The organism is Pseudomonas acericola (SeqCode) (assembly GCF_053456465.1).
Window position 1 is genome coordinate 29,324 of sequence record NZ_JBRFJB010000010.1, and the last position, 25,930, is coordinate 55,253.

The 25,930-nt window shown below is 61.0% G+C and carries 21 protein-coding genes and 1 pseudogene; 14 read left to right on the forward strand and 8 right to left on the reverse strand.

From position 1 onward, the window contains the following. The first annotated feature begins 4 nt into the window (after positions 1 to 4). Positions 5 to 1,411 carry an amino acid permease gene (locus ACU688_RS25220; protein ID WP_448186823.1) on the forward strand — a complete coding sequence of 469 codons (1,407 nt, stop codon included), beginning with the start codon at positions 5 to 7 and terminating at the stop codon, positions 1,409 to 1,411. Here the strand turns inward: ACU688_RS25220 and ACU688_RS25225 are convergent. Continuing rightward, positions 1,357 to 2,253, reverse strand: coding sequence for a LysR substrate-binding domain-containing protein (locus ACU688_RS25225; RefSeq protein ID WP_448186824.1), 897 nt, complete (start codon positions 2,251 to 2,253; stop codon positions 1,357 to 1,359). The two genes, ACU688_RS25220 and ACU688_RS25225, sit on opposite strands and share 55 nt — an antisense overlap. 189 nt (positions 2,254 to 2,442) lie before the next feature. Here ACU688_RS25225 and ACU688_RS25230 point away from each other — a divergent pair, with 189 nt between their 5' ends. The 5 genes from ACU688_RS25230 to ACU688_RS25250 all read left to right on the forward strand — a co-directional run bounded on the left by ACU688_RS25230 (position 2,443) and on the right by ACU688_RS25250 (position 7,489). After that, on the forward strand, positions 2,443 to 3,207 hold the full coding sequence (locus ACU688_RS25230; protein ID WP_448186825.1) for a sulfite exporter TauE/SafE family protein: 765 nt from the start codon (positions 2,443 to 2,445) through the stop codon (positions 3,205 to 3,207). A 118-nt stretch (positions 3,208 to 3,325) separates the two neighbouring features. Beyond that, the gene (gene mdaB, locus ACU688_RS25235; RefSeq protein WP_448186826.1) at positions 3,326 to 3,916 is read left to right on the forward strand and encodes an NADPH:quinone oxidoreductase MdaB; all 591 of its coding nucleotides are present in this window, start codon (positions 3,326 to 3,328) and stop codon (positions 3,914 to 3,916) included. A 30-nt stretch (positions 3,917 to 3,946) separates the two neighbouring features. After that, positions 3,947 to 4,843 (forward strand): LysR substrate-binding domain-containing protein, encoded by an 897-nt coding sequence (locus ACU688_RS25240; RefSeq protein WP_448186827.1) that lies wholly within the window; start codon positions 3,947 to 3,949, stop codon positions 4,841 to 4,843. 103 nt (positions 4,844 to 4,946) lie between these two features. After that, the gene (locus tag ACU688_RS25245) at positions 4,947 to 5,840 is read left to right on the forward strand and encodes an NAD-dependent epimerase/dehydratase family protein (protein ID WP_448186828.1); all 894 of its coding nucleotides are present in this window, start codon (positions 4,947 to 4,949) and stop codon (positions 5,838 to 5,840) included. 203 nt (positions 5,841 to 6,043) lie between these two features. After that, positions 6,044 to 7,489, forward strand: a complete 1,446-nt coding sequence (locus ACU688_RS25250; RefSeq protein WP_448186829.1) for a SulP family inorganic anion transporter — start codon at positions 6,044 to 6,046, stop codon at positions 7,487 to 7,489. Positions 7,490 to 7,613: 124 nt separating this feature from the next. Here ACU688_RS25250 and ACU688_RS25255 read toward each other — a convergent pair whose 3' ends face one another. Continuing rightward, positions 7,614 to 7,994 carry a lysozyme inhibitor LprI family protein gene (locus tag ACU688_RS25255; RefSeq protein WP_448186830.1) on the reverse strand — a complete coding sequence of 127 codons (381 nt, stop codon included), beginning with the start codon at positions 7,992 to 7,994 and terminating at the stop codon, positions 7,614 to 7,616. Positions 7,995 to 8,242: 248 nt separating this feature from the next. Between ACU688_RS25255 and ACU688_RS25260 the strand changes: the two genes are divergently transcribed. The 4 genes from ACU688_RS25260 to ACU688_RS25275 are packed head-to-tail and all read left to right on the forward strand — an operon-like array spanning position 8,243 to position 12,329. Then, entirely contained in the window at positions 8,243 to 9,592 is a 1,350-nt protein-coding gene (locus ACU688_RS25260) for a GntT/GntP/DsdX family permease (protein ID WP_448186831.1), read from the forward strand. 12 nt (positions 9,593 to 9,604) lie between these two features. Beyond that, positions 9,605 to 10,465 (forward strand): MurR/RpiR family transcriptional regulator, encoded by an 861-nt coding sequence (locus ACU688_RS25265; protein ID WP_448186832.1) that lies wholly within the window; start codon positions 9,605 to 9,607, stop codon positions 10,463 to 10,465. A gap of 1 nt (position 10,466) precedes the next feature. Next, positions 10,467 to 11,930, forward strand: coding sequence for an N-acyl-D-amino-acid deacylase family protein (locus ACU688_RS25270; protein WP_448186833.1), 1,464 nt, complete (start codon positions 10,467 to 10,469; stop codon positions 11,928 to 11,930). A 30-nt stretch (positions 11,931 to 11,960) separates the two neighbouring features. Then, positions 11,961 to 12,329 carry a glyoxalase superfamily protein gene (locus ACU688_RS25275; RefSeq protein ID WP_448186834.1) on the forward strand — a complete coding sequence of 123 codons (369 nt, stop codon included), beginning with the start codon at positions 11,961 to 11,963 and terminating at the stop codon, positions 12,327 to 12,329. Between the two features lie 600 nt (positions 12,330 to 12,929). On the opposite strand, the gene ACU688_RS25280 is transcribed toward ACU688_RS25275, so the two are convergent. From ACU688_RS25280 to ACU688_RS25290, 3 genes and pseudogenes are all read right to left on the reverse strand, one after another. Continuing rightward, a complete protein-coding gene (locus ACU688_RS25280) occupies positions 12,930 to 13,793 on the reverse strand; it encodes a methyl-accepting chemotaxis protein (protein ID WP_448186921.1) in 864 nt (287 codons plus the stop codon). Further along, positions 13,785 to 14,849 (reverse strand): annotated as a pseudogene (locus ACU688_RS25285) (methyl-accepting chemotaxis protein); the annotation flags it as partial. The pseudogene ACU688_RS25285 and the gene ACU688_RS25280, both read right to left, overlap by 9 nt. A gap of 169 nt (positions 14,850 to 15,018) precedes the next feature. After that, complete coding sequence (locus ACU688_RS25290; protein WP_448186835.1) at positions 15,019 to 20,718, reverse strand: membrane-targeted effector domain-containing toxin; 5,700 nt, start codon at positions 20,716 to 20,718, stop codon at positions 15,019 to 15,021. 198 nt (positions 20,719 to 20,916) lie between these two features. Here ACU688_RS25290 and bamJ point away from each other — a divergent pair, with 198 nt between their 5' ends. Continuing rightward, positions 20,917 to 21,534 carry a BamJ family beta-barrel-assembly machinery protein gene (gene bamJ, locus ACU688_RS25295; protein WP_017477811.1) on the forward strand — a complete coding sequence of 206 codons (618 nt, stop codon included), beginning with the start codon at positions 20,917 to 20,919 and terminating at the stop codon, positions 21,532 to 21,534. A gap of 157 nt (positions 21,535 to 21,691) precedes the next feature. On the opposite strand, the gene ACU688_RS25300 is transcribed toward bamJ, so the two are convergent. The 3 genes from ACU688_RS25300 to ACU688_RS25310 form a co-directional block, all read right to left on the reverse strand. Further along, positions 21,692 to 21,949: a PA4570 family protein gene (locus ACU688_RS25300; RefSeq protein ID WP_017735021.1), complete on the reverse strand. Its 258-nt coding sequence runs from the start codon at positions 21,947 to 21,949 to the stop codon at positions 21,692 to 21,694. 159 nt (positions 21,950 to 22,108) lie between these two features. After that, a complete protein-coding gene (locus ACU688_RS25305) occupies positions 22,109 to 22,450 on the reverse strand; it encodes a zinc ribbon domain-containing protein YjdM (protein ID WP_017254008.1) in 342 nt (113 codons plus the stop codon). Positions 22,451 to 22,623: 173 nt separating this feature from the next. Further along, the gene (locus ACU688_RS25310) at positions 22,624 to 23,592 is read right to left on the reverse strand and encodes a polyprenyl synthetase family protein (RefSeq protein WP_017735023.1); all 969 of its coding nucleotides are present in this window, start codon (positions 23,590 to 23,592) and stop codon (positions 22,624 to 22,626) included. A 239-nt stretch (positions 23,593 to 23,831) separates the two neighbouring features. Between ACU688_RS25310 and rplU the strand changes: the two genes are divergently transcribed. The 3 genes from rplU (at position 23,832) to cgtA (ending at position 25,855) form a co-directional block, all read left to right on the forward strand. Continuing rightward, positions 23,832 to 24,146 carry a 50S ribosomal protein L21 gene (gene rplU / locus ACU688_RS25315; RefSeq protein WP_003176051.1) on the forward strand — a complete coding sequence of 105 codons (315 nt, stop codon included), beginning with the start codon at positions 23,832 to 23,834 and terminating at the stop codon, positions 24,144 to 24,146. Positions 24,147 to 24,180: 34 nt separating this feature from the next. After that, a complete protein-coding gene (rpmA, locus tag ACU688_RS25320; RefSeq protein ID WP_003176049.1) occupies positions 24,181 to 24,438 on the forward strand; it encodes a 50S ribosomal protein L27 in 258 nt (85 codons plus the stop codon). 193 nt (positions 24,439 to 24,631) lie between these two features. Then, positions 24,632 to 25,855, forward strand: coding sequence for an Obg family GTPase CgtA (gene cgtA / locus ACU688_RS25325; RefSeq protein WP_017735024.1), 1,224 nt, complete (start codon positions 24,632 to 24,634; stop codon positions 25,853 to 25,855). Positions 25,856 to 25,930 lie beyond the last annotated feature (75 nt).

Genomic DNA, 25,930 nt, shown 5'->3' on the forward strand with positions numbered 1-25,930 from the left:
CCACGTGACCACGCCAGACACCGGCTTTGCAGAAATCACCCAACGCGAACTGGGCCTGAGGCGCCAGCTCACTTCCGGCCAGATGAGCATGATCGCCATCGGCGGCGCCATTGGCACCGGGCTGTTCATGGGCAGCGCCTACGCCATCGGATATGCCGGGCCCAGCGTGCTGGTGAGCTACGCCATCGGCGCGTTGATCACCTTGCTGTTAATGGGCTGCCTGGCGGAGATGACGGTGGCCCATTCCACCTCTGGCTCCTTTGGCGCGTATGCCGAGTTCTATATCAGCCCGTTGGCCGGGTTCCTGGTGCGTTACGCCTACTGGGCGGCGATTGTGTTGGCGGTGGGCGCCGAGGTCACGGCGGTGGCGATGTACATGAAGTACTGGTTCGCCAACGTGCCGGAGTGGGTGTGGATCGTGTCGTTTTCCAGCGTGCTGATCCTGCTCAACGCCATCAGCGTGAAGACCTTCGGTAACTTCGAATACTGGTTCTCGACGATCAAGATCAGCGCCATCGTCGGTTTCATCATCCTCGCGGTGTACGTGGTGTTCGGTTCCGGCAACCCGGAATACGGCGTGCAGAACTACACGGCCCACGACGGCTTTTTCCCCCATGGCCTGAGCGGCATGTGGATGGCGGTGATCGTGTCGATCTTCAGCTACTTGAGCGTGGAGATGATCGCCGTGGCGGCCGGTGAAGCGGCCGACCCGGAGCAGGCGGTGAAAAAAGCCTTCCGCGCCACCATCGTGCGGCTGGTGGTGTTTTACCTGCTGACCCTGGCGCTGATGCTCGCCATCGTGCCGTGGAACCAGGCCGGGCAGACCCAGAGCCCGTTCGTCACGGTGATGCAGACCATCGGCATTCCCGGTGCCACCGGGGTGATGAACTTCGTGATCCTGATCGCGGCGCTGTCGGCGATGAACAGCCAGCTGTATATCACCACGCGCATGATGTTCAGCCTGTCCCGTGCCGGGTTCGCGCCCAAGTCCATGGGTGCCCTGAGCAAGAGCGGCATCCCGTTGAACGCGCTGCTGCTGTCCAGCTCGGGCATTGCCTTGGCGACCTTGCTCAACGTGGTGTACCCGGAAAGCTCGTTCACCCTGATGATGGCCATCTCGATGTTTGGCGCGATCTTCACCTGGTTCATGATCTTTCTCACGCACCTGTTCTTCCGCCGCTATCGCAAGCGCCATGGCGGGCCGAAGCTGTCGTTCCAGCTGCGCCTGTTTCCCTACAGCACGTTGCTGGGCCTGGTGCTGATGGGCGCGGTGATGATCACCACGTACTTCACCGAGGCGTTCAAGATGACCCTGGTGTTTGGTGTGCCGTTCCTGCTGATTTTGTCGGCGGTGTATTACGGGTTCTTCCGCAAGGGCCGGGCCAAGGCGGCAGACAAGGCTTTGGCGTAACCGGGCAGTTGTTCGAACGCGCGAGCGGCTAACAGCAAGCGGCGTCGGGCCCAGGCCTCATTGAGCGGCTGGGCCTTGAAGCGCTGCGCCGCCGGCCAACGCTGCAGGGCGGCCTCGGGCACGATGCCCAGGCCGACGCCACCGGCGACCATGCGGATCACCCCGTCAAACCCCTCGGCACGAAGCCGTGTGTGCAGGCGAAACCCGGCGTGCAGCGCCTGTTCCTCCAGGTACACCGCCAGTGCGCTGCTGGCGGCCAGGCCGACGTAGTCGTGTTGCAGGCTGTCGATAAAACTCACGCTGCCCGTGGCCAGGGGATGGTCCAGCGGCATGATCAACACCAGCGGGTCGTCGCGAAAGGGCAGGGTCTGCAAGCCGTGGGTGTCTACCGCGTCGGAAATGATCCCAAGGTCTGCCGTGCCCTGGCGCAACGCTTGGGTGATGCGCAGGCTGGGCAGCTCTTGCAGGTCGATATCGAGGTTGGGGTGTTCGCGCAGGAACGCCGCCAGCAACTCCGGCAGGTATTCGCTGAGGGCGGTGGTGTTGCACAGCAGGCGCACCTGGCCTTTGCTGCCGTTGGCGTATTCCGCCAGGTCCTGTTGCAGGTGTTCGGCCTGTTGCAGCAGTAGGCGGGCGTGGCGGGCGAGGGCAATGCCGGCGGGTGTCGGGGTGACGCCCCGGCGGCCGCGCTCAAGGAATTCGATGCCCAGCGAGGCTTCCATGGCGCGGATGCGTGCGCTGGCGGCGGCCAGGGATAAATGGCTGCGGGCTGCGCCGGCGGTGATGTTGCCGGTGTCGAGGATGTGCAGGTAGAGGCGTAGGTCGATCAGGTCAAAGTGCATGGCTTGGGGCTTCCGGTGACTGGACTGGCCTCATCGCGGGCAAGCCCGCTCCCACATTTTGATTTGTGAATACTTTCAAAGGTGGGAGCTGGCTTGCCTGCGATAGCGATCTCAGCCTCACACAAAACAAGAGGCTGCCTCAGTATATGGCGAATTTCCAACCGCGCCCCAACCCCGCACAATCGCCCCATGAATACCTTCCTCGCGTTCTACCAAGATATCGGCCCCGCCCTGACCCTGCTGGTGTTCGCCACCTTCCTGCTGGCCGGCACGGTCAAGGGCGTGATCGGCCTGGGCCTGCCCACCGTCGCCATGGGCCTGCTCGGCCTGGCTATGCTGCCGGCGCAGGCTGCGGCGCTGCTGCTCATCCCTTCGACGGTCACCAACCTCTGGCAACTGGCATTCGGCGGCCACTTGAGTGCGTTGCTCAAACGCCTGTGGCCGATGCTGTTGCTGATCTCTCTCGGCACCGGGCTCGGTACCTTGTGGTTGGGGATGGACGGCGGCGGTTGGGTTGTTCACGCATTGGGCGGGGCATTGCTGGTGTATGCGTTGAGCGGGTTGTTCTTGCCCACGTTCAGGGTCAAGCCCGCAAACGAACGCTGGCTGGGCCCGCTGTGTGGCGCGATCACCGGCGTTATTACCTCGGCCACCGGCGTGTTTGTGATTCCGGCGGTGCCGTATTTGCAGGCGCTGGGTTTGAACCGCGATCAGCTGGTGCAGGCGTTGGGGCTGTCATTCACCGTCTCGACCCTGGCGCTGGCCGCCGGGTTGGCCTGGCGCGGTGGTTTGGACGGCGGTGAACTCAATGCCTCGCTGCTGGCGCTGCTTCCGGCCTTGCTGGGCATGTGGCTCGGCCAGGTGGTGCGTCAGCGCATCAGTGCGCAGCTGTTCAAGCGCGTATTTTTTATCGGCATGGCGCTGTTGGGCGCTCATCTGCTGATCAGTGGTTAACAATCGCCTGGGTATTCGTGCATTTCAGTCAAATGTATTTTGCCGCGCCGCGGCTTATTCCGAGGGGCTGAGGTCGTTAGTCTGCGTCCAGACATTTTCAACCTCTGGACACCCTTCCATGAAAAAAGTACTCCTGCTCAACGGCGGCAAACAGTTCGCCCACTCCGATGGCCGCTACAACACCACCCTGCATGACACCGCCCTGGCCGTGCTGGACCGTGGTGGGATCGACGTCAAGGTCACCCATATCGACGCCGGCTACGACGTGGCCGAAGAAGTCGCCAAGTTCCTCTGGGCCGACGTGATCATCTACCAAATGCCCGGCTGGTGGATGGGCGCGCCGTGGATCGTGAAGAAGTACATCGACGAAGTCTTCACCGAAGGCCACGGCAGCCTGTATGCCAGCGATGGCCGCACCCGTTCCGATGCGTCGCAGAAGTACGGTAGCGGCGGCCTGATCCAGGGCAAGCAGTACATGTTGTCGCTGACCTGGAACGCGCCGCAGCAAGCCTTCGACGACCCGAGCGACTTCTTTGAAGCCAAGGGCGTGGACGCCGTGTACTTCCCATTCCACAAGGCCAACGAATTCCTCGGCATGACCGGCCTGCCGACCTTCCTCTGTGTAGACGTGATGAAACGCCCGGCCATCGAAGCCGACGTGGCGCGCTACGAACAGCACTTGGCGCAGGTGTTCAACCTCTCGGTGTAAGCTGCTGCGAACCGATAACGAGGACCGCCTGTGAAAGCCCGATCCGACGAGCTACAAATCTTTGTCAGCGTGATTGAGTGCGGCTCGATTTCCGCGGCGGCGGAGCAGGTCGGGCAGACGCCGTCGGCGGTCAGCCGCACGCTGTCGCGCCTGGAGGCCAAGCTCGACACCACGCTGATCAACCGCACCACGCGGCGCATGGACCTGACCGAAGAGGGCAAGTACTTCTTCGAGCAGGCCAAGGTGATCCTGGCGCAGATGGATGAGCTGGAAGAACGCCTGTCGTCGCGCCAGAAAAACCCGGCAGGGCGCCTGCGCATCAATGCGGCGGTGCCGTTTATGCTGCATGGGATCGTGCCGTACATCGCCGAGTTTCGCCGGTTGTACCCGGAAATCCAGCTGGAGCTGAACAGCGATGACTTGATCATCGACCTGCTGGAACAGAGCACCGACATTGCAATCCGTATCGGCGTATTGGCCGATTCCACCCTGCATGCCCGTTCCCTCGGCTGTACGCCGCTGCATATCCTCGCCAGCCCCGACTACATCGCGCAGTTCGGCGCACCGACCACGGTGGCCGAGTTGGCCGATCACACCTTGCTGGGCTTCACCCAGACCGAAACCCTCAACCACTGGCCGCTGCGCCATGTGGAAGGCGACCGCTGGCTGATCCAGCCGGGCATTGCCGCTTCCAGTGGCGAAACCCTGCGCCAGTTGGCGCTGGAAGGGCAGGGCATTTGCTGCCTGTCGAACTTCATGACCAGCGCCGACATCGACGCCGGCCGCCTGGTGCCGGTGCTTGAGGCGTTCAACAGTGGTTATCGCCAGCCGATCCACGCGGTGTATTACCGCAACTCGCAGTTGGCGCTGCGCATCCAGTGCTTCCTCGACTTTATCCAGGCCAAACTGGCGCGGTATGCCTGCTGATTCGTGACCGCCACGCAAGAGTGAATTGGGCGGCACGGGCTTATTCGGCGGGGAGTGGGCATTGATACTGGGCCCATCACTTACCTCGTCAGGAGCACCTTCCATGAACGTATTCGTTACCGGCGCCGCCGGTTTTATCGGCGGTTCCATTGCCACTGGTCTGGTCAAGGCTGGCCACACCGTCACTGGCCTGATACGCAGCGCCGAACAAGCCGCTGAAATGACCGCCTTGGGCATCACCCCGGTGATCGGCAGCCTGGAGGACGCGGCCGTATTGACCGAGCAGGCGCAGAAGGCTGACGCGGTGATCAACGCCGCCAGCAGCGATCATCGTGCGGCCGTGGAAACCTTGCTGGCGGCGCTGAAAGGTTCGAACAAACCGTTCCTGCACACCAGCGGTTCGAGCATCGTCGGTGATGCGTCGGGCGGCAAGGCCAGCGAGGTCATCTACTTCGAAGACAATCTGCCGGAACCGACGGTGGATAAAGCCGCCCGCGTCGCCATCGACAACCTGATCCTGGCCGCCGCCCACGACGGCGTGAATTCGGCGGTGATCTGCAACACCCTGATCTACGGCCACAGCCTGGGCGTGAAGCGTGACAGCGTGCAATTGCCGCGTTTGCTCAAGCAGGCGCGCAAGAGTGGGGTTGTGCGCCATGTGGGGCCGGGGCAGAACATCTGGTCCAACGTGCATATTGAGGATGTGGTGGCGTTGTATTTGCTGGCGCTGACCAAGAATGTGCCGGGCACGTTCTACTTTGTCGAAAGCAGTGAAGCGTCGTTTATCGGCATGACCACGGCGATTGCCGAAGCCTTGGGCCTGGGTCAACCACAGGATTGGCCGTTGGCCGAGGCTGAGGCCGAGTGGGGTTATGAGATGGCGAACTATGGTTTGGGCTCCAACAGCCGGGTGCGTGGGCAGCGGGCGCGGGAGGTGTTGGGGTGGGTGCCGAAGCGGACTTCGGTGGTTGAGTGGATTCGGGGCGAGATGGTTTGAGGTTCGCTTAGTACCGCGTCGCGGCCATCGCAGGCAAGCCAGCTCCCACAGTTTGATTTGTGAACACATTTAAATTTGTGAACACATTCAAGTGTGGGAGCTGGCTTGCCTGCGATGAAGGCCACTCGGTCCTCCAGACTAGCCCCACCCCGCTCAATTCCGTACCATCCCCAGCCTTATCCCCCGCATTACCCTGGTACCTCATGAACCTCACCCGTCTGCGCGCCGATGCCCTGGCCGGCCTCACCACGTCTTTTGCGCTGCTACCCGAATGCATCGCCTTTGCCCTGGTGGCCCACCTCAACCCGCTGATGGGGCTCTACGGCGCCTTTATCATCTGCACCCTCACCGCATTGTTCGGTGGCCGGCCCGGCATGGTCTCCGGTGCGGCGGGCTCGATGGCGGTGGTGATCGTCGCCTTGGTGGTGCAGCACGGCGTGGAGTACCTGCTGGCCACGGTGCTGCTGGGCGGGTTGATCATGATCGCGTTCGGCCTGTTGCGCCTGGGCAAGCTGGTGCGCATGGTGCCGCACCCGGTGATGCTCGGCTTCGTGAATGGCTTGGCGATCATCATTGCGCTGGCGCAACTGGAGCATTTCAAGAGCGGTGAACACTGGCTCAGCGGCACGCCGTTGTACGTGATGATTGGCCTGGTGCTGGTGACCATGGCGATTGTCTACCTGTTGCCGCGTATCACCCGTGCTGTGCCGCCGGCGCTGGTGGCGATCCTCGGCGTCGGTCTGGCGGTGTACCTACTCGGCCTGCCGACGCGCACGTTGGGCGACATGGCCCACATCGCCGGCGGCCTGCCCACCTTTGCCCTGCCGCAAATTCCCTGGACCCTGGAAACCCTCGGCATCATCGCGCCGTACGCGTTCCTGATGGCCATGGTCGGCCTGCTGGAAACCCTGCTCACCCTGAACCTCACCGACGAAATCACCGAGACCCGTGGCTACCCCGACCGCGAAAGCGTGGCCCTGGGCGCGGCGAACATGGTTTCCGGCGTGTTTGGCGGCATGGGCGGTTGCGCGATGATCGGGCAAACCGTGATCAACCTCAGTTCCGGTGGGCGCGGGCGTTTCTCCGGGGTGTTTGCCGGGGTGATGATCCTGTTGTTCATCTTGTTTCTGTCGCCGTTTATCGAGCGGATTCCGCTGGCGGCGCTGGTGGGGGTGATGTTCGTGGTGTCCCAGCAGACCTTCGCCTGGGCTTCCTTGCGGGTGATCAACAAGGTACCGCTCAACGATGTGCTGGTGATTATCGCGGTGACGGTGATCACGGTATTCACCGACCTGGCCACGGCGGTGTTGTGCGGGATTGTGATTGCGGCGCTGAACTTTGCCTGGCAGCAGGCGCGGGAGTTGTATGCCGATGAGCATCTGGAGGCCGATGGCAGCAAGCTCTATCGCCTGCACGGCACATTGTTCTTCGCCTCGACCACGCCGTTTCTGAACCAGTTCGACCCGGCCAACGACCCGGCCCAGGTGACGCTGGATTGCCGTCACCTGAGCTTTGTCGATTATTCAGCGATTGCCGCGCTGATGACCCTGCGCGAGCGCTACACCAAGGCCGGCAAGCACCTGCGGGTGCTGCATTTGTCGGAGCGCTGCAAGAAGCTGCTCAAGCGCGCCAAGGTTCATCACGACTGATTGAGTGGTGAGCTGGAATACTTGTGGCGAGGGAGCTTGCTCCCGCTGGGCTGCGTAGCGGCCCCAAAAAACTTGGGAGCGCTGCGCACTCCAGCGGGAGCAAGCTCCCTCGCCACAAATAGTTTCATGGCCCGACCAGGTCTTCCAGTTCCTGGGCGCGGGTCTGGGTCATGTCCAGTACGCAGCCGGAGCCGTTGACCTGGTCGATGCTGCCGCCGGTGGCGCTGCCGGCAAAGGCGCAGTTGGCATCGCGGTACTTTATCCACAGGCGCTGCACGTCTTGCAGTTGCTGCTTGCGCGCCCCTTCCTGGGCGGCGAGGGCGGTCTTGTAGGCCGTGTTCAGGCGCTTGTCCTGCACCTTGGTTTCCTGGGCGTTGCAATTGACCATGTCGGCGGTGGTGTTGGCGCCGTCCATGCATTTTTTCAGCGCCGCGTTATCGGCGGCCGAGGCGCTGCCGCACAGGGCAAGGAGCAGGGCGCTGGCGGCGAGGGATGTGCGAATCATGGGCGGTTTTCCTGGCTGTGAGTGGTTGCGCATTCTATGACTGGATGGCGACGCTTGAGTTTCCGCCATCCTCTGATCTTCATGTAAGAACACCCCCCGCATTTTCATCAGCGGCCGTCGGGCATATCCCAACGCGACAGCGCGTGTCTGTGGGCGAAAATTACTTTCATTAAAATTGAAAATACTCCTCGGTAATGATTTATGAGTTTCACAACCAATTCGACGTGACCCTTTCCGAGGAGTACCGCATGGCCGCATCACTGGGCTTCGGGCTGTTGGCATACGCTGCCATCGCCATCATTGCTTTGATCGTGCTGATTGCACGTTACCGGCTCAATCCGTTTATCGTCATCACCCTGGTGTCCATCGGCCTGGCGCTGACGGCCGGGATGCCGGCAGACACCATCATGGGCTCCTACGAGGCGGGCGTCGGCAAGACCCTGGGGCATATCGCCCTGGTCGTCGCGCTGGGCACCATGCTCGGCAAGATGATGGCCGAGTCCGGCGGCGCCGAGCAGGTGGCGCGCACCCTGATCAACCGGTTTGGCGAGCGCAACGCGCACTGGGCGATGGTGTGCATCGCGTTCTTGGTGGGGTTGCCGCTGTTTTTCGAGGTCGGTTTTGTGTTGCTGGTGCCGATTGCCTTCACCGTGGCGCGGCGTGTGGGCGTGTCGATCCTGATGGTCGGCTTGCCCATGGTCGCCGGCTTGTCGGTGGTGCATGCGCTGGTGCCGCCACACCCGGCGGCGATGATGGCGGTGCTGGCGTATAACGCGTCGGTGGGGCAGACCGTGCTCTATGCGATTTTGATCGGCATCCCGACGGCAATCATCGCCGGCCCGGTGTATGCCAAATACATCGTGCCGCGCATTCACCTGCCGGCGGAAAACCCGCTGGAACGCCAGTTCATCGAGCGTGAACCGCGCACCCGCCTGCCGAGCTTTGCGCTGACCATGGGCACGATTCTGTTGCCGGTGGTGTTAATGATGATCGGCGGCTGGGCCAACGTGCTGTCCACGCCGGGCAGCGGTTTCAACCAGTTCCTGTTGTTTATCGGCAACTCGGTGATCGCGCTGCTGCTGGCGACCTTGGTGAGTTTCTGGACCTTGGGCATTGCCCAGGGCTTCAACCGCGAGTCGATCCTCAAGTTCACCAACGAATGCCTGGCGCCGACCGCCAGCATCACCTTGCTGGTGGGCGCGGGCGGTGGCTTGAACCGGATCCTGGTGGATGCCGGCGTTACCAATGAAATCCTCGGCCTGGCCCACGCCTTCCAGCTGTCGCCGCTGGTGATGGGCTGGCTGTTCGCCGCATTGATGCGCATCGCCACGGGTTCGGCGACGGTGGCCATGACCACCGCATCCGGTGTGGTCGCGCCTGTGGCCATGGGCCTGGGTTATCCCCACCCGGAATTGCTGGTGCTGGCCACTGGTGCGGGCTCGGTGATCTTTTCCCACGTCAACGACGGCGGCTTCTGGCTGATCAAGGAATACTTCAATATGACGGTGATCCAGACCTTCAAGACCTGGACCGTGTTGGAGACGCTGATTTCTTTGGTCGCCTTCGGTCTTACCTATGGTCTGTCCTGCATCCTTTAACCCGGAGACCTCATGGACATCCTCTACCAGATCCGCGCCCGCCAGGATTCCTTCAGCGCCGGCGAAGGCCGTATCGCCAGGCTGATGCTCGATGACGTGGGCTTTGCCGCGTCGGCCAGCCTGGAAGAGTTGTCCCAACGGGCCGAGGTCAGCACCGCCACGTTGTCGCGGTTTGCCCGTAGCGTCGGCTGTCGCGATTTGCGCGACCTGCGCCTGCAACTGGCCCAGGCCAGTGGCGTCGGTAGCCGCTTCCTCGACCCGGCGGGCAAGCCGGAACAGTCGGCGTTTCATCGGCAGATTCTCGGCGATATCGAGGCGACGTTGCGTCAGCACCTGTCCGGCTTCAACCAGGCAAGTTTTGTCGATGCGGTGAGCCTGCTGGGCCAGGCGCGGATGATCCACGCGTTTGGCATGGGCGGCCCGTCGAGCCTGTGCAGCGACGAGTTGCAAGTGCGCCTGGTGCGCCTGGGCTATCCGATAGCGGCCTGCCATGACCCGGTGATGATGCGCGTCACGGCGGCAACCTTGGGCCCGGAGCATGTATCGATCGTGTGCTCCCTGACCGGGCGCACCCCCGAGTTGCTCGATGTGGTGGCGCTGGCGCGCAACTACGACGCGCGCATCATCGCCATCACCTTGGCCGATTCACCCCTGGCGCACTTGGCGGATGTGCTGCTGCCGCTGCAACCGGCCGAAACCAGTTTTATCTACAAACCCACGGCGGCGCGCTACGGCATGCTGCTGGCCATCGACCTGCTCGCCACCGAGCTGGCGCTGGCGATGCCGGACGACAACCGGGAACGCCTGCGCCGGATCAAGCTGGCCCTCGACGATTACCGCGGCGGCCCCGACAGCCTGCCGCTTGGAGACTGAAATGAAGTACGACACGTTGATTCGCCAGGCGCTGATCATTGATGGCAGCAACACCCCCGGCTACCTCGCCGATGTGGGGCTGCGTGCGGGGCGCATCGCGGCGATTGGTGACCTGTCGGCAGCGACGGCCGAGCATGAGGTCGATGCCAACGGCCGTGTGTTGGCACCGGGTTTTATCGACGTGCACACCCACGATGACACGGTGGTAATCCGCCAGCCGCAGATGCTGCCCAAGCTGAGCCAGGGCGTGACCACGGTGATTGTCGGTAACTGCGGTATCAGCGCCTCGCCGGTGAGCTTGCGCAGTGATCCGCCGGACCCGATGAACTTGCTCGGCAAGCGTGAGGCGTTTGTTTATCCGCGTTTCAGCGACTATCGGGCAGCAGTCGAAAACGCCCATCCGGCGGTCAACGTCGCCGCACTGATCGGCCATACGGCGCTGCGCAGCAACCACATGGACGACCTGCACCGCACGGCCACGCCGGATGAAATCGCCGCCATGCGCGTGCAGCTGCAAGAGAGCCTCGAAGCCGGCGCCCTCGGGTTATCCACAGGGCTGGCCTACGCCAGCGCCTTCAATGCCGAGACCGATGAGGTGCTGCAACTCACTGAAGAACTGACGGCGTTTGGTGCGGTGTACACCACCCATTTGCGCAGTGAATTCGAACCGGTGCTGGAGGCCATGGACGAAGCGTTCCTGATCGGCCGGCACGCCAAGGTGCCGGTGATCATTTCCCACCTAAAGTGTGCCGGCGCGGGTAACTGGGGGCGTAGTCCACAGCTGTTGGCGGCGTTGGAATCGGCGGCGAAAACCCACCCGGTGGGGTGTGATTGTTATCCCTATGCGGCCAGTTCCTCGACCCTGGATCTCAAGCAGGTCACCGATGCGTTTCGTATCACCATCACCTGGTCAACACCGCACCCTGAACTGGGCGGGTGCGATTTGCAGGACATCGCCGCCGAGTGGGACGTTTCGCTGATGGACGCGGCGCGTCGCCTGCAACCGGCGGGGGCGGTGTACTACGGGATGGATGAGGCGGATGTGCGACGTATCCTCGCGCATCCGCTGTCGATGGTGGGGTCGGACGGGTTGCCGGAAGACCCGTTTCCCCATCCGCGCTTGTGGGGCGCGTTTCCACGGGTGTTGGGGCATTTCAGCCGGGATGTGGGGTTGTTCCCGCTGCACACGGCGGTGCACAAGATGACCGGGTTGTCGGCGGCGCGCTTCGGCTTGGCCGAGCGGGGTGAGATTCGCCAAGGGCATTGGGCTGACCTGGTGTTATTCGACCCGCTGCGTGTGCGTGACGTGGCCGACTTCAAGGCGCCGCAGCTTGCGGCAGAAGGGATTGATGGGGTGTGGGTCAACGGCGTGTTGAGCTACAGCGACGGGCAGGCCAATGGCCAACGGCCGGGTCGGTTCCTGGCGCGTAGCGGGGATTTGCGTAAGGGGTTTTCGTCTCTATAGTGGTCGCTTTTCATACACGGAGCGGTCGCCATGCACTTAGGAAAAGTCACCCCCATTTTGCGGATTTTCGATGAGGCCAAGGCGCTGGAGTTTTACGTCGATTTCCTGGGGTTCAAGGTGGACTGGCAGCATCGCTTCGAGGCGAATTTCCCGTTGTACTTGCAGGTGTCGTTGGGTGAGTGCGTGCTGCATTTGTCCGAGCATCACGGCGACGCATCGCCGGGGGCGGCGGTGCGAATTCAGGCGCAAGGGGTGGACGGTTACCAGCAGCAGTTGGCGGGCAAGGATTACCGTTATGCCAAGCCTGAGGTTGAAGAGACGCCTTGGGGCTCGCGGGAGATGAGCATCAAGGACCCGTTTGGGAATCGGCTGGTGTTTGTTGAGGAAGGTGAAGGGTAAATCGCGGGCAATAAAAAACCGCCTTAGTAGGGCGGTTTTTTTGCAATCCCAGTTAGTGGCTGGGCTTGCGATCTCACTGGAAGCGATGACCTGTAGTGGGATACTAATTCCGGTTATCGCATTTCGCAAGGCTTGACGACCATCGGTTTATATCTTTGCCTGCATCATTTTTTTACTGAAAGTTGACGGCAAAAATTTGCAATAAATCAGCTGGTCTGTGCCGCCGTTTTATCGTTCTCTGTCACACCTTCGTTCAGGATGTTGGTTAGTATTCCCCTCGTTCAAAGTATGTCGTTTTGCAGGTGGCTGGGTATGCGCGCGGAATTATGGACCGAACGCCACGGGCTAGTAATCCGTGCCGGATTCATGCGGGAGGAACCAAAGCCTGGCCACCTCACTGGAAGCGATGACCTGCTTCCGAAGGCTCACGTGTTCCGGTAAGTGCGCTGGAGGTAAGGCCCAACTCACGGAGGGCCGAGTATGTCTAAGTTTGCCTGTGGCGAGGGAGCTTGCTCCCGCTGGAGTGAGAAGCGCTCCCAATATTGTTGGGGCCGCTGCGCGACCCAGCGGGAGCAAGCTCCCTCGCCACAATGATGTTGCTTACACCCGGAAGTGGCTGACCATCTGCTGCAACTGGCTGCCCAAACGCGCCAATTCAACACTCGATTTGGCCGTCTCATCACTCGCCGTCGCCGTCTGCTCCGACACATCCCGCACATTCACGATACTGCGGCTGATCTCTTCAGCCACGGCACTCTGCTGCTCGGCGGCGGCGGCGATCTGCTGGTTCATCGACTGGATATTCGACACCGTGCGGGTGATATTTTCCAGGGACACGCCAGCCTTGCGCGTCAGTTCGACACTGCTGTCGGTCAGGCTGCGGCTGTTGTTCATCACCGTGGCCACTTGCTGGGTGCCGTTCTGCAGACCGGCGACCAGGCCTTCGATTTCTTCGGTGGATTTTTGTGTGCGCTGGGCCAGGCCACGCACTTCGTCGGCGACCACGGCAAAGCCGCGACCGGCTTCACCGGCACGTGCGGCTTCGATCGCCGCGTTGAGCGCCAACAGGTTGGTCTGCTCGGCCACGGCCTTGATCACGTCCATCACGCTGCCGATCTTGTTGCTCTCTTGTTGCAGGTGCGCCATAGCGTCGGTGGAGCGTGCCACTTCGGCGGCCAGGCGTTCGATCTGGGCGATGGCTTCGGCCACCACCTTGTCGCCTTCGCGGGCTTGGCCGTCGGCGTCGGACGCGGCTTGGGAGGCCTGTTCGGCGTTGCGCGCGACTTCCTGCACGGTGGCGGTCATCTCGTGCATGGCGGTGGCGACTTGATCGGTTTCGATCTTCTGGCTGTTCACGCCGGCGCTGGTCTGCTCGGTCACGGCTGACAATTCTTCGGCGGCGCTGGCGATTTGCGTCACGCCGTCACGGATACCGCTGATCAGCTCGCGCAGGGTCGTGCCCATGCGCTGGATGCCTTGTTGCAGCACGCCCAGTTCATCACGGCGGGTGACCTGGATGTTGTGGCTCAAATCGCCGGAAGCGATGCGCTCGACCACTGCCATGGTTTCCTGCAACGGGCGGGTGATCTGGCGGGTGATGACCAGCGCGGCAATGATGCCCACCAGCAGGGCCAGCAAGGTGCTGACCAATTGCAGGCTGCGGGCCTGGGCGCTTTCGGCGTCGCGGCGGTCCAGTTGGATATCGTAGAGCTTGTCGCTGATGGTGACGATATCAGCGCCTTGGGTGGTCATTTCGGCACGGGCGCTGACGATGTTGGCGTTGGCGGCCTTGTAGCTTTGTACCGCGGTGCGGTAGGCGCCGAGAGCGGTCTCCAGCGAGGCCAGTGCGGTTTGTTGGTCGGCGCCAAAGACAGCGCTGAGTTTTTTCAAACCGCCAATGGCTTTTTCGATTTGGGCGGCGGCACGGGCTTCGGTGTCGACGTTGACGTTATTGGTGTAGCCGCGCACTTCGTAGCGGGCCAGTTGGAAATCTTCCTTGGCCTGGGTCACGGCTTGGAACTGAGTGAAACGCTCCGGGCTGTCGGCCATCTGCTGCACGCTGGTGTCCAGGGCATTGATCTGCGCGTTGGCGATGTCGGCCTTGTCACCCATGACCTGGCGGGCGGCGTTACCGTTACGGTAGGCCTCGCGCATTTTATTCAACGACTGCTGGTAGGCGGTGATGACGGCTTTCTGGTCGTTGAGCAGCTTGAGGTTTTCCGGGCTCTTGAAGCTGTCCAGCAATTTCTGTTGCTGGGCGGCGAAGGCATCCAGGTTGGTCTGTACGTTCTGGGCCACGGCTTCGTCGCCGTTGGCCAGCATGTATTGCAGGCGCACGATGCGCAGCTTGGTCAGCGAGGCGTTGAGCTGGGTGATATCGCTCATCCAGTTGCTGCGGTCAATCAGACCGCTCAGGCTGGTCCAGCCGGTGAGGGCCAGGATCGAGGTGAGGACCAGCACCAGGCCGAAGCCCAGGCCCAGTTTGAGGTTGACGCTAATGTTGCCGAACCAGCTATTCATCGAATGCTCCGCAAAGGTGATATCTGTTTGCTGGAAGGTATTGTTGTTTGAGCCAGCCAAAGTATGTAGGTGGGTATCGGCGGCGAGACGTGAATCTGAAATAGCTTTTTGCGCCGTTGGCCCAAACACGCACGCTGCCCGATGAACGGGCAGGATGCCTGGGGCTTTATCAGGTCACTTGTCTGAGCCCCATCCCGGTGGGAGGACGTCCTCTAAGGACCTCGACCAGTTGGGACAGGTAATAGAAGCGCAGGGGCTTGAGTGCCTCCCAGCGCTCAATGAAAAACTGGCCTTTTTCGTCGATTTGTATGGGCGTGGTGAGGATTTCATTGCTGCGCGAAAAGTGCACCAGGTTGACCTCATTCGCACTTGGGCGCTCGATGAAAAACTGCCCAGGCTCCGTAAGCCTGGAGCGATCAGGCCGCGGCACGGGGCGCGGGATGGAGACTTCGGCAACGGCTTTTTCGATCCTGAAGTCGCAATGCAAGGCCACGCCGCGGCCTTCGTCAATCGCCTGCCAGCCGCCACTGTGCAGCGGTCTTGCCAGTTCTGGAGCAGTGTCGCGGACGTGCAGACTGACAGCATCCTGCAACTGGGCGAGGCCCGGTACACCCAAATACATATCGGTATGGCTGCTGCCTACGAAGGCGACCCATTTGTGCGGGCCCTCGGCGAGTTGGTCAGCCTTGATGACTTCATTGGCGAAGTAGCTGAACATTTCGGTGCGTGCCTCCAGGCGATTGATCCCTTTGACGTGGTAGCTGGCTGTGCAGTCCAGCGCACGTATGCGAAGCCCGTGTTTGTTGGCGGCCTTGATGATGTTGGTGAAGGTGTTTGGGCCGCTGTAACGTGGCATCTGGCCGCTGTCCAGGCTAGTCAGATAGTGCTCAAGGGTGGACGGCATCTTCAGGGTCCGTTGATACGTGCCTAAGGCCTCCTGATGCAAATCAGTGAGCAGGTGCTCTATATAAAGGGTTTTGACCCCCTGCTTTTTCAGTTGCTTCATCGAGTCGATCAACAGCCGTTTGCTTGACTGTGCGATGTGCGCTTCACCGATCACCAGGCCGAGTTTCTGTTCATACAACCTTTCAAAAAATACTGCTTCACTGTTTGCCGTGGCCAGGTTCGCCACAGGGTTGCGGGGCGGTATGGAAAAGTCACTGAAAAAAGTCTTCGCCTTAGCCAGCAGCCGCCGGCGGGTTTGGTCGAAGGTGTTTTGCGCAGCGGCGTGCTGCGGGTTGCCGTGGTTGTAGTTTGTGTCGAGACCATAGCGGCCTTGTCTGATCAGATCGATATCGCGTCGAATAGCCTGGGGCAAATCGAACTCCGCGTAATGCGTTGCTGCGGTCGGCGGGCTCGCTGATGTGCCGGGGATATGCGACGTTGGGCGGGGGCTTGGCATCGATAAGACGTAGTCGCCTCGCGATTGCGTGCTGGTGGTGGCGTCAGGCCTGATGCCCAGGGGTTGACCGGGCTGGACCCCTTCAACGCGCAGAGCAGGAGCATTGTGCAGGTCCGCAAGGCCAGCGGCCTGTTCATCGGTGCCCAGGCGCGATGAGTCCACCAATGCCAGCCAGCCTTCACCTGGGTTGTTTTTAAGGTTTTGCTCAATGGTCGAGTAGGAATAGAAGTTGCGCAACTTGCTGCTGCGCGGGATAAACCGCGGGCCATCGCCCAAGGCCAATACGTGTTCCATATGGTACGACGCGGAACCGTCAAGGCCGTCGATGGCGATGTTCAGTCGCTGGGTTTCCAGCAGCAGTTTGCGATAGGTGAACGGTGCATCTGCTGAGAACCCCAGGGCTTCATCCACCTGTGCCAGATGCCGTTCAATCTGCTTCAACGCGTGGGCCTTGTTACCCCCCAGCTGGTTGTTGAGGACTTTCAACTTGCGATGGAACAGGTCGCGGGGCAAGTTCTCGATATACACGCGCTGGAGTCCTTGTTCGACCAGGCCGGGCAGTTGCTCGATCAACAGCTGCTTGCTGGCAATGGCGTTGTCGGCGGCGCCGATAATCAAGCGTTTGTCACGACTGAACAGGGCCTTGAGGATGTCGCTGTGCGCCGCATCGGGCGCGAGTGCGGGCAGCGGGGCTTTCGGTGGCGGGGTGGGCAGCGTCTGGAAGAAGGCGTTGGTGCGTTGGGTCAATAATTCGACTTGTTTGAAATAAGCCGTGCGCAGGGGCGCGGCTTCGATGAACGCATTTTTTTGGGCGGCGTCACCAAAGCCAGGCTCCATACTTTGCAGCCTCTGCTTGAACTCCGGGTCGAGCAGGGCGCGGAATGTCTTGGCCTCGTTAGGTGTTACGTCAAAGGCTTCCAGTGGGCTGCTCTCGTCGGCCAACAGTTTTTCATATCTCTTACGCCCGCCGCCGGCGACGTTGAAGCGCGTCCACTGCCCGTCGATATTGCGGCTGACCAATCGTGCGGTTGAGTGCAGTTGCCCGGTAAGCGGGTCATGGCGGTACAGCAAATAGCGGCCCAGGTTGTCCGCTTGTTGCGGTGCCCACAGTGATCGCCCTTCGAACATCACCGGCTGCATCCCTTCGGGCGTAAGCGCGTCCAACTGCCTGATCAAGACGTTGTCCGAAGCTTGTGGGCCTGAGCGCATCACCGGGCGCAGAGACTTGAAGGCACCTTTCAGGGCTGGGCGCGCATCAAACAACAGTGCGCCACCGAAGTTGGCCAGGAAGCCAATGTAATGTTCCAGGGCGCTACCCTTGTCGTTTTGGTGATAGGCATTCAGGGCGAGCATGGCGTCCTTGAATGCCAGCAACCCGCCAAGGGTCAGGCTGAGCACGGGGAATGGCATCGTCGCCACGGCGGTCACCCACTCGATGCAGGTCCAGAGGATGCCAGTAATCATCTGTGTGCGATTGATCGTGGTGGCCTGCACATCGTCGATCTTGCGCTGCAGGCTCATGTTGTAGAACTCATGGCGCAGATCGGTGAGTGGCGAGATGTGCTGGGTGCCGTCATGCCGCGCAGGGCTTGGGGTGGAGCGGTTGATATCGTGCGGCAAACCCTGGCTGGCGGTTTTCAGGAACAGCCCGACCCGTGCCACTGACGGCAACGGTACCCGCGCGCACCAGTAGGCAGGCATGCCCTCGATATGTTTCAACAGGTAATTGAACAGCCTGGCTTCGCGAAAGCCGATGCCGTCCGGCGAGTCAGGGGTATAGAGCAGCACGGGGTGATCGTCATGGCTGAACAGGTAGTTGCCGATCACCCAATCGCCGTCGATGGACAATCGGTGGACCTTGTAGCTGTTGCGGGTGTGGTTGTCGGTGTCGGACAGGCTGTCGATGGCGCGTTCAAGCCAAGTCAGATCAGTACTGGCGATATGCCCTTGCAGACGCGATTCCAGTGCGGCGGTTTTCATTTGCAGTTGCTGGATGGCCAGCACCGCGTTGCGCCGTTCGTTGTAGCCTGGGCTGTCGCTGTTCTGCAGGCGCCGACGCACCTCATCGATATAACGTTGGCCGATCCATACCCCGGTGACGGAGCGTGCGACGATTTGCGCGGTGAGTGAGCTCAGGTCTATGCCGGGCGGGCCGCGAAAGGTCGCGGAGGTTGAGAATTTTTCGTCGAGGAAACCGATACCGTCGGCATAGCCGTCTCGGTAAAGGGTGGTGTAGGACACCGGGGCCGGCGGTCGGCCGAGCAAGGGTTTGGGTGAGTAGGCAAACACGCTGTCCGGGTCGACATCGTTCTGCCCTCGGCCCAACAACTTGTTGAGGCTGAGCTTGGCTTGTTCATGCAGGTAGCTTTCGAACGTTGGGAAATTCGCCTCGGCATCGGGCCTGGCGTTGTAGGTACGCAACGCGCCCGCAGCGTTGTCCGCGAGGCTCACCAGGCGCATGCGATCGGCCGCCGAGGCGGCGCGATACCAGGGCGGTGAGCTGAATTGATAGTCATCGAGCTGCACTGCCAACCGATGCGCTGCCATCGCGTCCAGGCAGTCGGTGTGGCTGCAGGGTTTGCCGAAGGTCACCTCCAGATGTTCGGCGGCGTCGGGGTGCAATGTGATGCGCTGTAGGAAGTCGCGCATCTTCGTCTGAAAGCGCAGAGGGACTTGTTCCAGCAAGTAGTCAGTCATGGCGCGACCTTTGATCCGGGCCTTGCTGTCCGTCCAGCCGATGATATGGCTCTGGCATTCGCGCAGGCTGCTGAACGCAAAGAACTGTTGGCTGTGGGGTGCGTCGGGGGTGCACAGCAACAGCCGTTTGACCTGGCCGTCGGCGTCATCTTCGCGCAGAAGCCACAGGTCGTTGAGCTGCGCACCGTGTAGCAGCACGGTCTGGGCGCACAGCTGTGAGCGTGGGCGTTCCCGCAGGTCTTCGAACAGTTGGAAGTCCGCAGGGTTCAGGTGGCCTTGCAGCGTGGCGAGGTGGGCCATGGCGACTAGCCGTTGATCGAAAAAACTGCGCGCAGCCAGTTTGATGGGGGGGAGACCCAGGGCGGCTTGCAGGGTGTTGGCGAAGTCCAGGCGCGGTTGCAGGTCGTGCAGCAGGCTGAGCAGGTTTTGTACGGTGAGGTCGGCATGGGCGTCGCCGAGCGGCGCGCCGGCGTAGCTCAGGCTGCTGTGTTCGAGGAAGGCCGAGCCGGGCGTACTGTCCTCGGGGTGCAGGCCGCGCAGGGCCAGTTCCACCAGCGAACGCTTGTGCTCGTAGGTGCCAACCTGAAGCACCGTGCGGCGAGTCGTGATGCACAACTGGTCTGGGTCAAGGTCGTGGATGTCCAGCTCATCGGCGAGTTGCTCGGCCCATTGATGACGGGCCAGGGCTTGGGGGGTTGCGGCCGGGCCGAACAGTTCAATGAATGCCTGGCGCGCCTGGTTGTAGCCGCGCAAATGCTGGTCGAGTGCTTCGCGTTGGGCTTTGTTGGCGCTGCGGTACCAGTTGGGCAGGGTGTTGAACAGATCGCGCTCCAGCAAGCGTTGAGCGCGAAAGTCCAGGCGAAGGGTCAAGTCCGGCAGTGCGGCCTGGATGGCCTGGTCGAAGTGTTGCTTGAGCTTTTCGGCGTTGAGCTGGCCGTCTTCGGCCAGGCTCAGGGCGTGAGTGATGTCCTGCTCACGCTTGTCGAGCAGGGCTTGGTAAGCGTATTCGAAGAGGGGTTGGCCAGTGATGGGATATAGGGCCAAAGGCCAGATGCTGGCGACGTCGAGGTGCTGATACGCCACCGGCAAGTGGCGACTGAACTCTGCATACCCGGCCAGCTGGGCCATGATTTTTTGCAGGCCCTGGTCGAGGTCTTGCAGGGAGTCAAAGGCCTCCAGCCCGCGAGAAGGCGTGAACAATAGCACCGGGCCCACCGCGGCATTGCTGTCCAGGCTGTCAACGGCCGGGCTGGCGTGACGTGTCAGCACGAACGCGCCGGCGAACTCGACGGTGTGGTGCTGATAGTCAAAGGCCAAGGCGTACATGCCGGGCCGGAGCGTCGGCCCGCGAGAGCAGTCCTCAAGCATCAGTTGGTCCTTTGGGGACAGCAGCGCGTCGTTGACATTGAGTCGGGCCTCCAGCTCCAGCGCCCTGATGCCGGCAGGGGAGGTCATGTAGGTCCGACGGCTCTGGCCGTCGACGGTGCTGGTTTCGTCCAGGTGTTGCAGGCGTGTGTTCAGGTTGGTCTTCAGCTGCCCCCGCACGCTGGCGTTGGTCAGGTCCAGCCCTTGGTACAAAGCCTGCGCCTGGCTCGTATAGGTTTGGTTGACGCGCTTGAGGGTGGCGTTGAGGGTGTCCAGTGCCTGTCGCTCATCTGGCAATGGCGCTGGGCGCTGGCTATGGGGACGCAGCGTTGGGGCGATTTCCAGCAGATGGCTGTGGATCTGTTGCAGGGTGGGTGTGGCGTGAGGGTAGTTCGGCGTACTCATTGGCACGGCCCCAGTGTGATGAATGGAATCCTTAGCATGGGGAGTCGTGGCGGATGTCCGGCTGTAGATAGGTATGCCGGGGCGCTCATCAAGGCCGGGTGTTGTGTGCTAGTCTGCTGGCCCTTTTAGTTCTGGACGACAGGGAAAGCGCGGCCTTCGTGCGGCTTTTTGTGTGTCGTCCTACAGCGGAGCACCTTCATGTCCGAAGTTAATCTGTCCACCGACGAAACCCGCGTCAGCTACGGCATCGGCCGTCAACTGGGCGACCAACTGCGCGACAACCCGCCGCCTGGCGTGAGCCTGGACGCGATCCTGGCTGGCCTGACCGACGCTTTCGCCGGTAAGCCAAGCCGTGTTGACCAAGAGCAAATGGCTGCCAGCTTCAAGGTTATCCGTGAAATCATGCAAGCCGAAGCGGCTGCCAAGGCAGAAGCGGCTGCTGGCGAAGGCCTGGCTTTCCTGGCTGAAAACGCCAAGCGTGATGGCATCACCACCTTGGCTTCGGGCCTGCAATTTGAAGTGCTGACTGCCGGTGATGGCGCCAAGCCAACCCGTGAAGATCAAGTGCGCACTCACTACCACGGCACCCTGATCGACGGCACTGTGTTCGACAGCTCCTACGAGCGTGGCCAGCCTGCAGAATTCCCGGTTGGCGGCGTGATCGCTGGCTGGACCGAAGCCCTGCAACTGATGAATGCCGGCAGCAAATGGCGCCTGTACGTGCCGAGCGAACTGGCTTACGGCGCTCAAGGCGTTGGCAGCATCCCGCCGCACAGCGTTCTGGTGTTCGACGTCGAGCTGCTCGACGTTCTGTAAGACCTGCTTCCCCGCTGTATGTGGGAGCTGGGCTTGTGTGGGAGCGGGCTTGCTCGCGAAAGCGGAGTGTCAGTTACAAGTGAGTTGACTGACCCACCGCCTTCGCGAGCAAGCCCGCTCCACATAAAGCCCAGCCCCACAGGTTTTGCGTGGATGCTCATGGATGGAACTTGCCATGCAACTCCGTGGCCGGGCGCAACGCTCGGGCATAGCAGAACAGAAACAGATTGCGCACCACCTCCTTCAGTACTCCTGGTTCACTTGAACTCAAGCCATTCACGTCCAGGTCGCCCTGGTCTTGTAGCTCGTTGAGCGCTTCTTCTTCCAGCACCGCACAGACTTCCCCGGTTTCCCGATGCAGGATCCGCAGGTAAGGGTGTGGGCGGTCGAGCCAGGCATCTATCAAATAAGTCATGGTGGTTCTCCTTGATAAGTTTCAATGAGAATAATTCTTATTCGTAGAATAGCAAGTGCCTATTGGCGGTTTGTGGTTTTTTCTGTGTGGATATTGCGCGGGGTCAAACGGGAGGGCGAAACGCCATCCCGCGGCGGGCGCGGGATGGATGTAGCCTATTCAGACCTTGCGGACGAACTCGGACTTGAGTTTCATCGGGCCGATACCGTCGATCTTGCAATCGATATCGTGGTCGCCGTCGCACAGGCGGATGTTCTTGACCTTGGTGCCGACCTTGACCACCAGGGACGTGCCCTTGACCTTGAGGTCCTTGATCACGGTGATGGTGTCGCCGTCTTGCAGGACGTTGCCCACCGAGTCTTTCTTCACGGTTTCATCGCCGGCTGCTTCGGCTTCGCCATTGGCGGACCATTCGTGGGCGCATTCCGGGCAGATCAGCTGGGCGCCGTCTTCGTAGGTGTATTCGGAATTGCATTTCGGGCAGGGTGGCAACGTGCTCACTAAAGCTCCTTGAGAGTCAGGGATGGCTAAAAGTCGCACATTATATAGGGTTTTACGGGCGGGAGGGGCGGCTTGACTCGGTCTAATGTGGGAGCTGGCTTGCCTGCGATATCGGTAGTGAATTCACTAAAGCTATCGCAGGCAAGCCAGCTCCCACATAAATCAATGCTGAATCAGTGGGTACGGGCTACTGCAAACTCACTCAGCTCAACCAGGGCATCCCGGTATTCGCTGGCTGGAAGGGCTTCCAGGCATTTGATTGCACGAGCGACATAGTCACGCGCCAACTGCGCGGTGTAATCGAGGGAGCCTGAGGCTTCCACGGCTTCGCGGATGCTTTCCAGGTCTTCGATCCCGCCTTTCTGGATCGCCTTGCGCACCAGGGCAGCCTGTTCCGGCGTGCCTTCGCGCATGGTGTAGATCAGCGGCAAGGTCGGCTTGCCTTCGGCCAGGTCGTCACCGACGTTCTTGCCCAGGGTTTCGGCGTCGCCACGGTAGTCGAGCAGGTCGTCGACCAATTGGAACGCCACGCCCAGGTGGTCGCCAAAGGTGCGCAGGGCTTCGGCCTGTTCGGCGGTCGCGCCACACAGCGCGGCGGCGCTGTGGGTGGAGGCTTCGAAGAGCATCGCGGTCTTGCCGCGAATCACTTCCATGTAGGTTTCTTCGGTGGTGCTGGCGTCGCGCACCTTGGACAGCTGCAATACCTCGCCTTCGGCGATGATGCGCGTGGCCTGTGAAAGAATCTTCATCACCGGCATCGAGCCCAGCTCGACCATCATTTCGAACGAGCGCGAATACAGGAAGTCGCCGACCAATACGCTCGGGGCGTTGCCCCACATGGCGTTGGCGGTCTCGCGGCCACGGCGCATGCCGGACATGTCGACCACGTCGTCATGCAGCAGGGTGGCGGTGTGCAGGAATTCGATGGTAGCAGCCAACAGGCGCAGGTCATCGCCTTCGCGGCCCAGGGCCTTGCCACACAGCAACACTAATAAAGGACGCAGACGTTTGCCGCCGGCCGACGTAATGTAGTCGCCAATTTTGGAGACCAGCGGCACTTTAGAAGTCAGCTGCTTCTTGATGATGCCATCGACGGCGCTAAAATCGTCCGCGACCGCGCGGTAGAAGGCTTGGGGTTGCATCAGCGACAGTCGCTCCAGAAGGGTTGCGCGGCATGCTAGGACCCTCACCCCCGGGTGTCAAGGCGCGATGGGCGGCCACTTGCAACAGCCATTTACCTTGCGTACAATCGCGCACCCTGAACTTCCTGGGCAGCACCTGCCTTACGCAATTGCATTCGGGACGTCCATCCCATGCAGCCATGCCAGCCAATACCTCTTCTTATAAAGAGCTGGGTGAGCAGGATTATCGGAGAAATACCATGTCGTACGCAGTAATTGTTACTGGTGGCAAGCAATACAAGGTCGCCCCAGGTGAATACCTGAAGATCGAAAAACTGGAAATCGCTACCGGCGAATCCGTTACTTTTGATCGCGTTCTGTTGGTCGCCAATGGCGATGACGTGAACATCGGCGCTCCAGTTGTTGCTGGCGCTACCGTTGTGGCTGAAGTGATCTCCCAAGGTCGTCACGATAAAGTCCGCATCATCAAGTTCCGTCGTCGTAAGCACCACATGAAGCGTATGGGCCACCGCCAGTGGTACACCGAGATCAAAATCACCGGTATTCAGGCTTAATTTCAGCCTAATTCCTCACTAGGAGAATTGACTCATGGCACACAAAAAAGCTGGTGGTAGTACCCGTAACGGTCGCGATTCAGAAGCCAAACGCCTTGGCGTCAAGATGTATGGCGGCCAGAAAATCATTCCGGGCAACATCATCGTGCGTCAGCGCGGCACCCAATTCCACGCCGGTTACGGTGTAGGCATGGGTAAAGATCACACCCTCTTCGCGAAAATCGAAGGCGTGATCAAGTTTGAAGTAAAAGGCGCGTTCAACCGCCGTTACGTGAGCGTTGTCGCAGCTTAATTGCGAGATCGCTGGAAAAGCCCTGTCTTGCGACGGGGCTTTTTCGTTTGTGGAGTGAGTCTCTTGCAAAGCTGTTTGTAATGGGCTCAAGCGCTGGATATGCGGTCGCTGATTGAGGTCGCTGCGCTCATTTTTGCAAGAGTCTTATGTCTTGGTTTCTTAAGCTCGTCCGTGCGGCGAGAGGCGTTTTGTTATGAAGTTCGTTGATGAAGTTTCCATCCGAGTAAAAGCAGGCGACGGCGGTAACGGTTGCATGAGTTTCCGTCGCGAAAAGTTCATCGAAAACGGTGGCCCAAACGGCGGTGACGGCGGTGACGGCGGTTCCATCTACATGATGGCCGACGAAAACCTCAACACCCTGGTCGACTACCGTTACACCCGGCACTTCGATGCCGAGCGTGGCTCCAACGGCGGCAGCACCGACTGCACCGGTAAAAAAGGCGAAGACCTGGTACTGCGTGTACCGGTCGGCACCACCATCATCGACTCGGCCACCCAGGAAGTGATTGGCGACCTGACCAAGGCCGGCCAGAAACTGATGGTTGTGCAGGGCGGCTGGCACGGTCTGGGTAACACCCGATTCAAGTCCAGTACCAACCGTGCGCCACGCCAGACCACGCCAGGCAAGCCGGGCGAGCAGCGTGACCTCAAGCTGGAAATGAAAGTACTGGCTGACGTTGGCCTGCTGGGCTTGCCAAACGCCGGTAAAAGTACCTTCATCCGCTCTGTCTCGGCCGCCAAGCCGAAAGTTGCCGACTACCCGTTCACCACCCTGGTGCCAAACCTGGGCGTGGTCAGCGTTGACCGCTGGAAAAGTTTCGTGGTCGCCGACATTCCCGGCCTGATCGAAGGTGCTTCCGACGGCGCCGGCCTGGGCATTCGCTTCCTCAAGCACTTGTCCCGCACCCGTTTGCTGCTGCACCTCGTGGACATGGCGCCGCTGGATGACACCAGCGCACCGGACGCCGCCGAAGTGATCGTCAGCGAGCTGACCAAGTTCAGCCCGGCCCTGGCCGAGCGTGATCGCTGGTTGGTCCTGAACAAGTGCGACCAGATCCTCGAAGAAGAGCACGAAGAGCGCGTCAAGGAAATCGTCGATCGCCTGGAATGGGAAGGTCCGGTCTACGTGATCTCCGCCATCGCCAAAGAAGGCACCGAGCGCCTGACCCGCGACATCATGCGCTACCTCGAAGACCGCGCCGACCGCCTGGCGGCCGACCCTGTGTTCAAGGCTGAGCTGGCCGAACTCGATCAGCAGATCGAAGACGAAGCTCGCGCCCAGTTGCAGGCCCTGGATGACCAGCGCGCCCTGCGCCGTAGCGGCGTGAAGTCGGTCCATGACATCGGCGACGACGATTGGGACGAAGAAGACGTGGATGATGAAGACGGTCCGGAAATCATTTACGTGCGCGACTGATCCGTTGCGATAAACTTGAACGCCGCTCCTTATAGAGCGGCGTTTTAGTATCCGGGTTTAACGTTATGGGCCGCG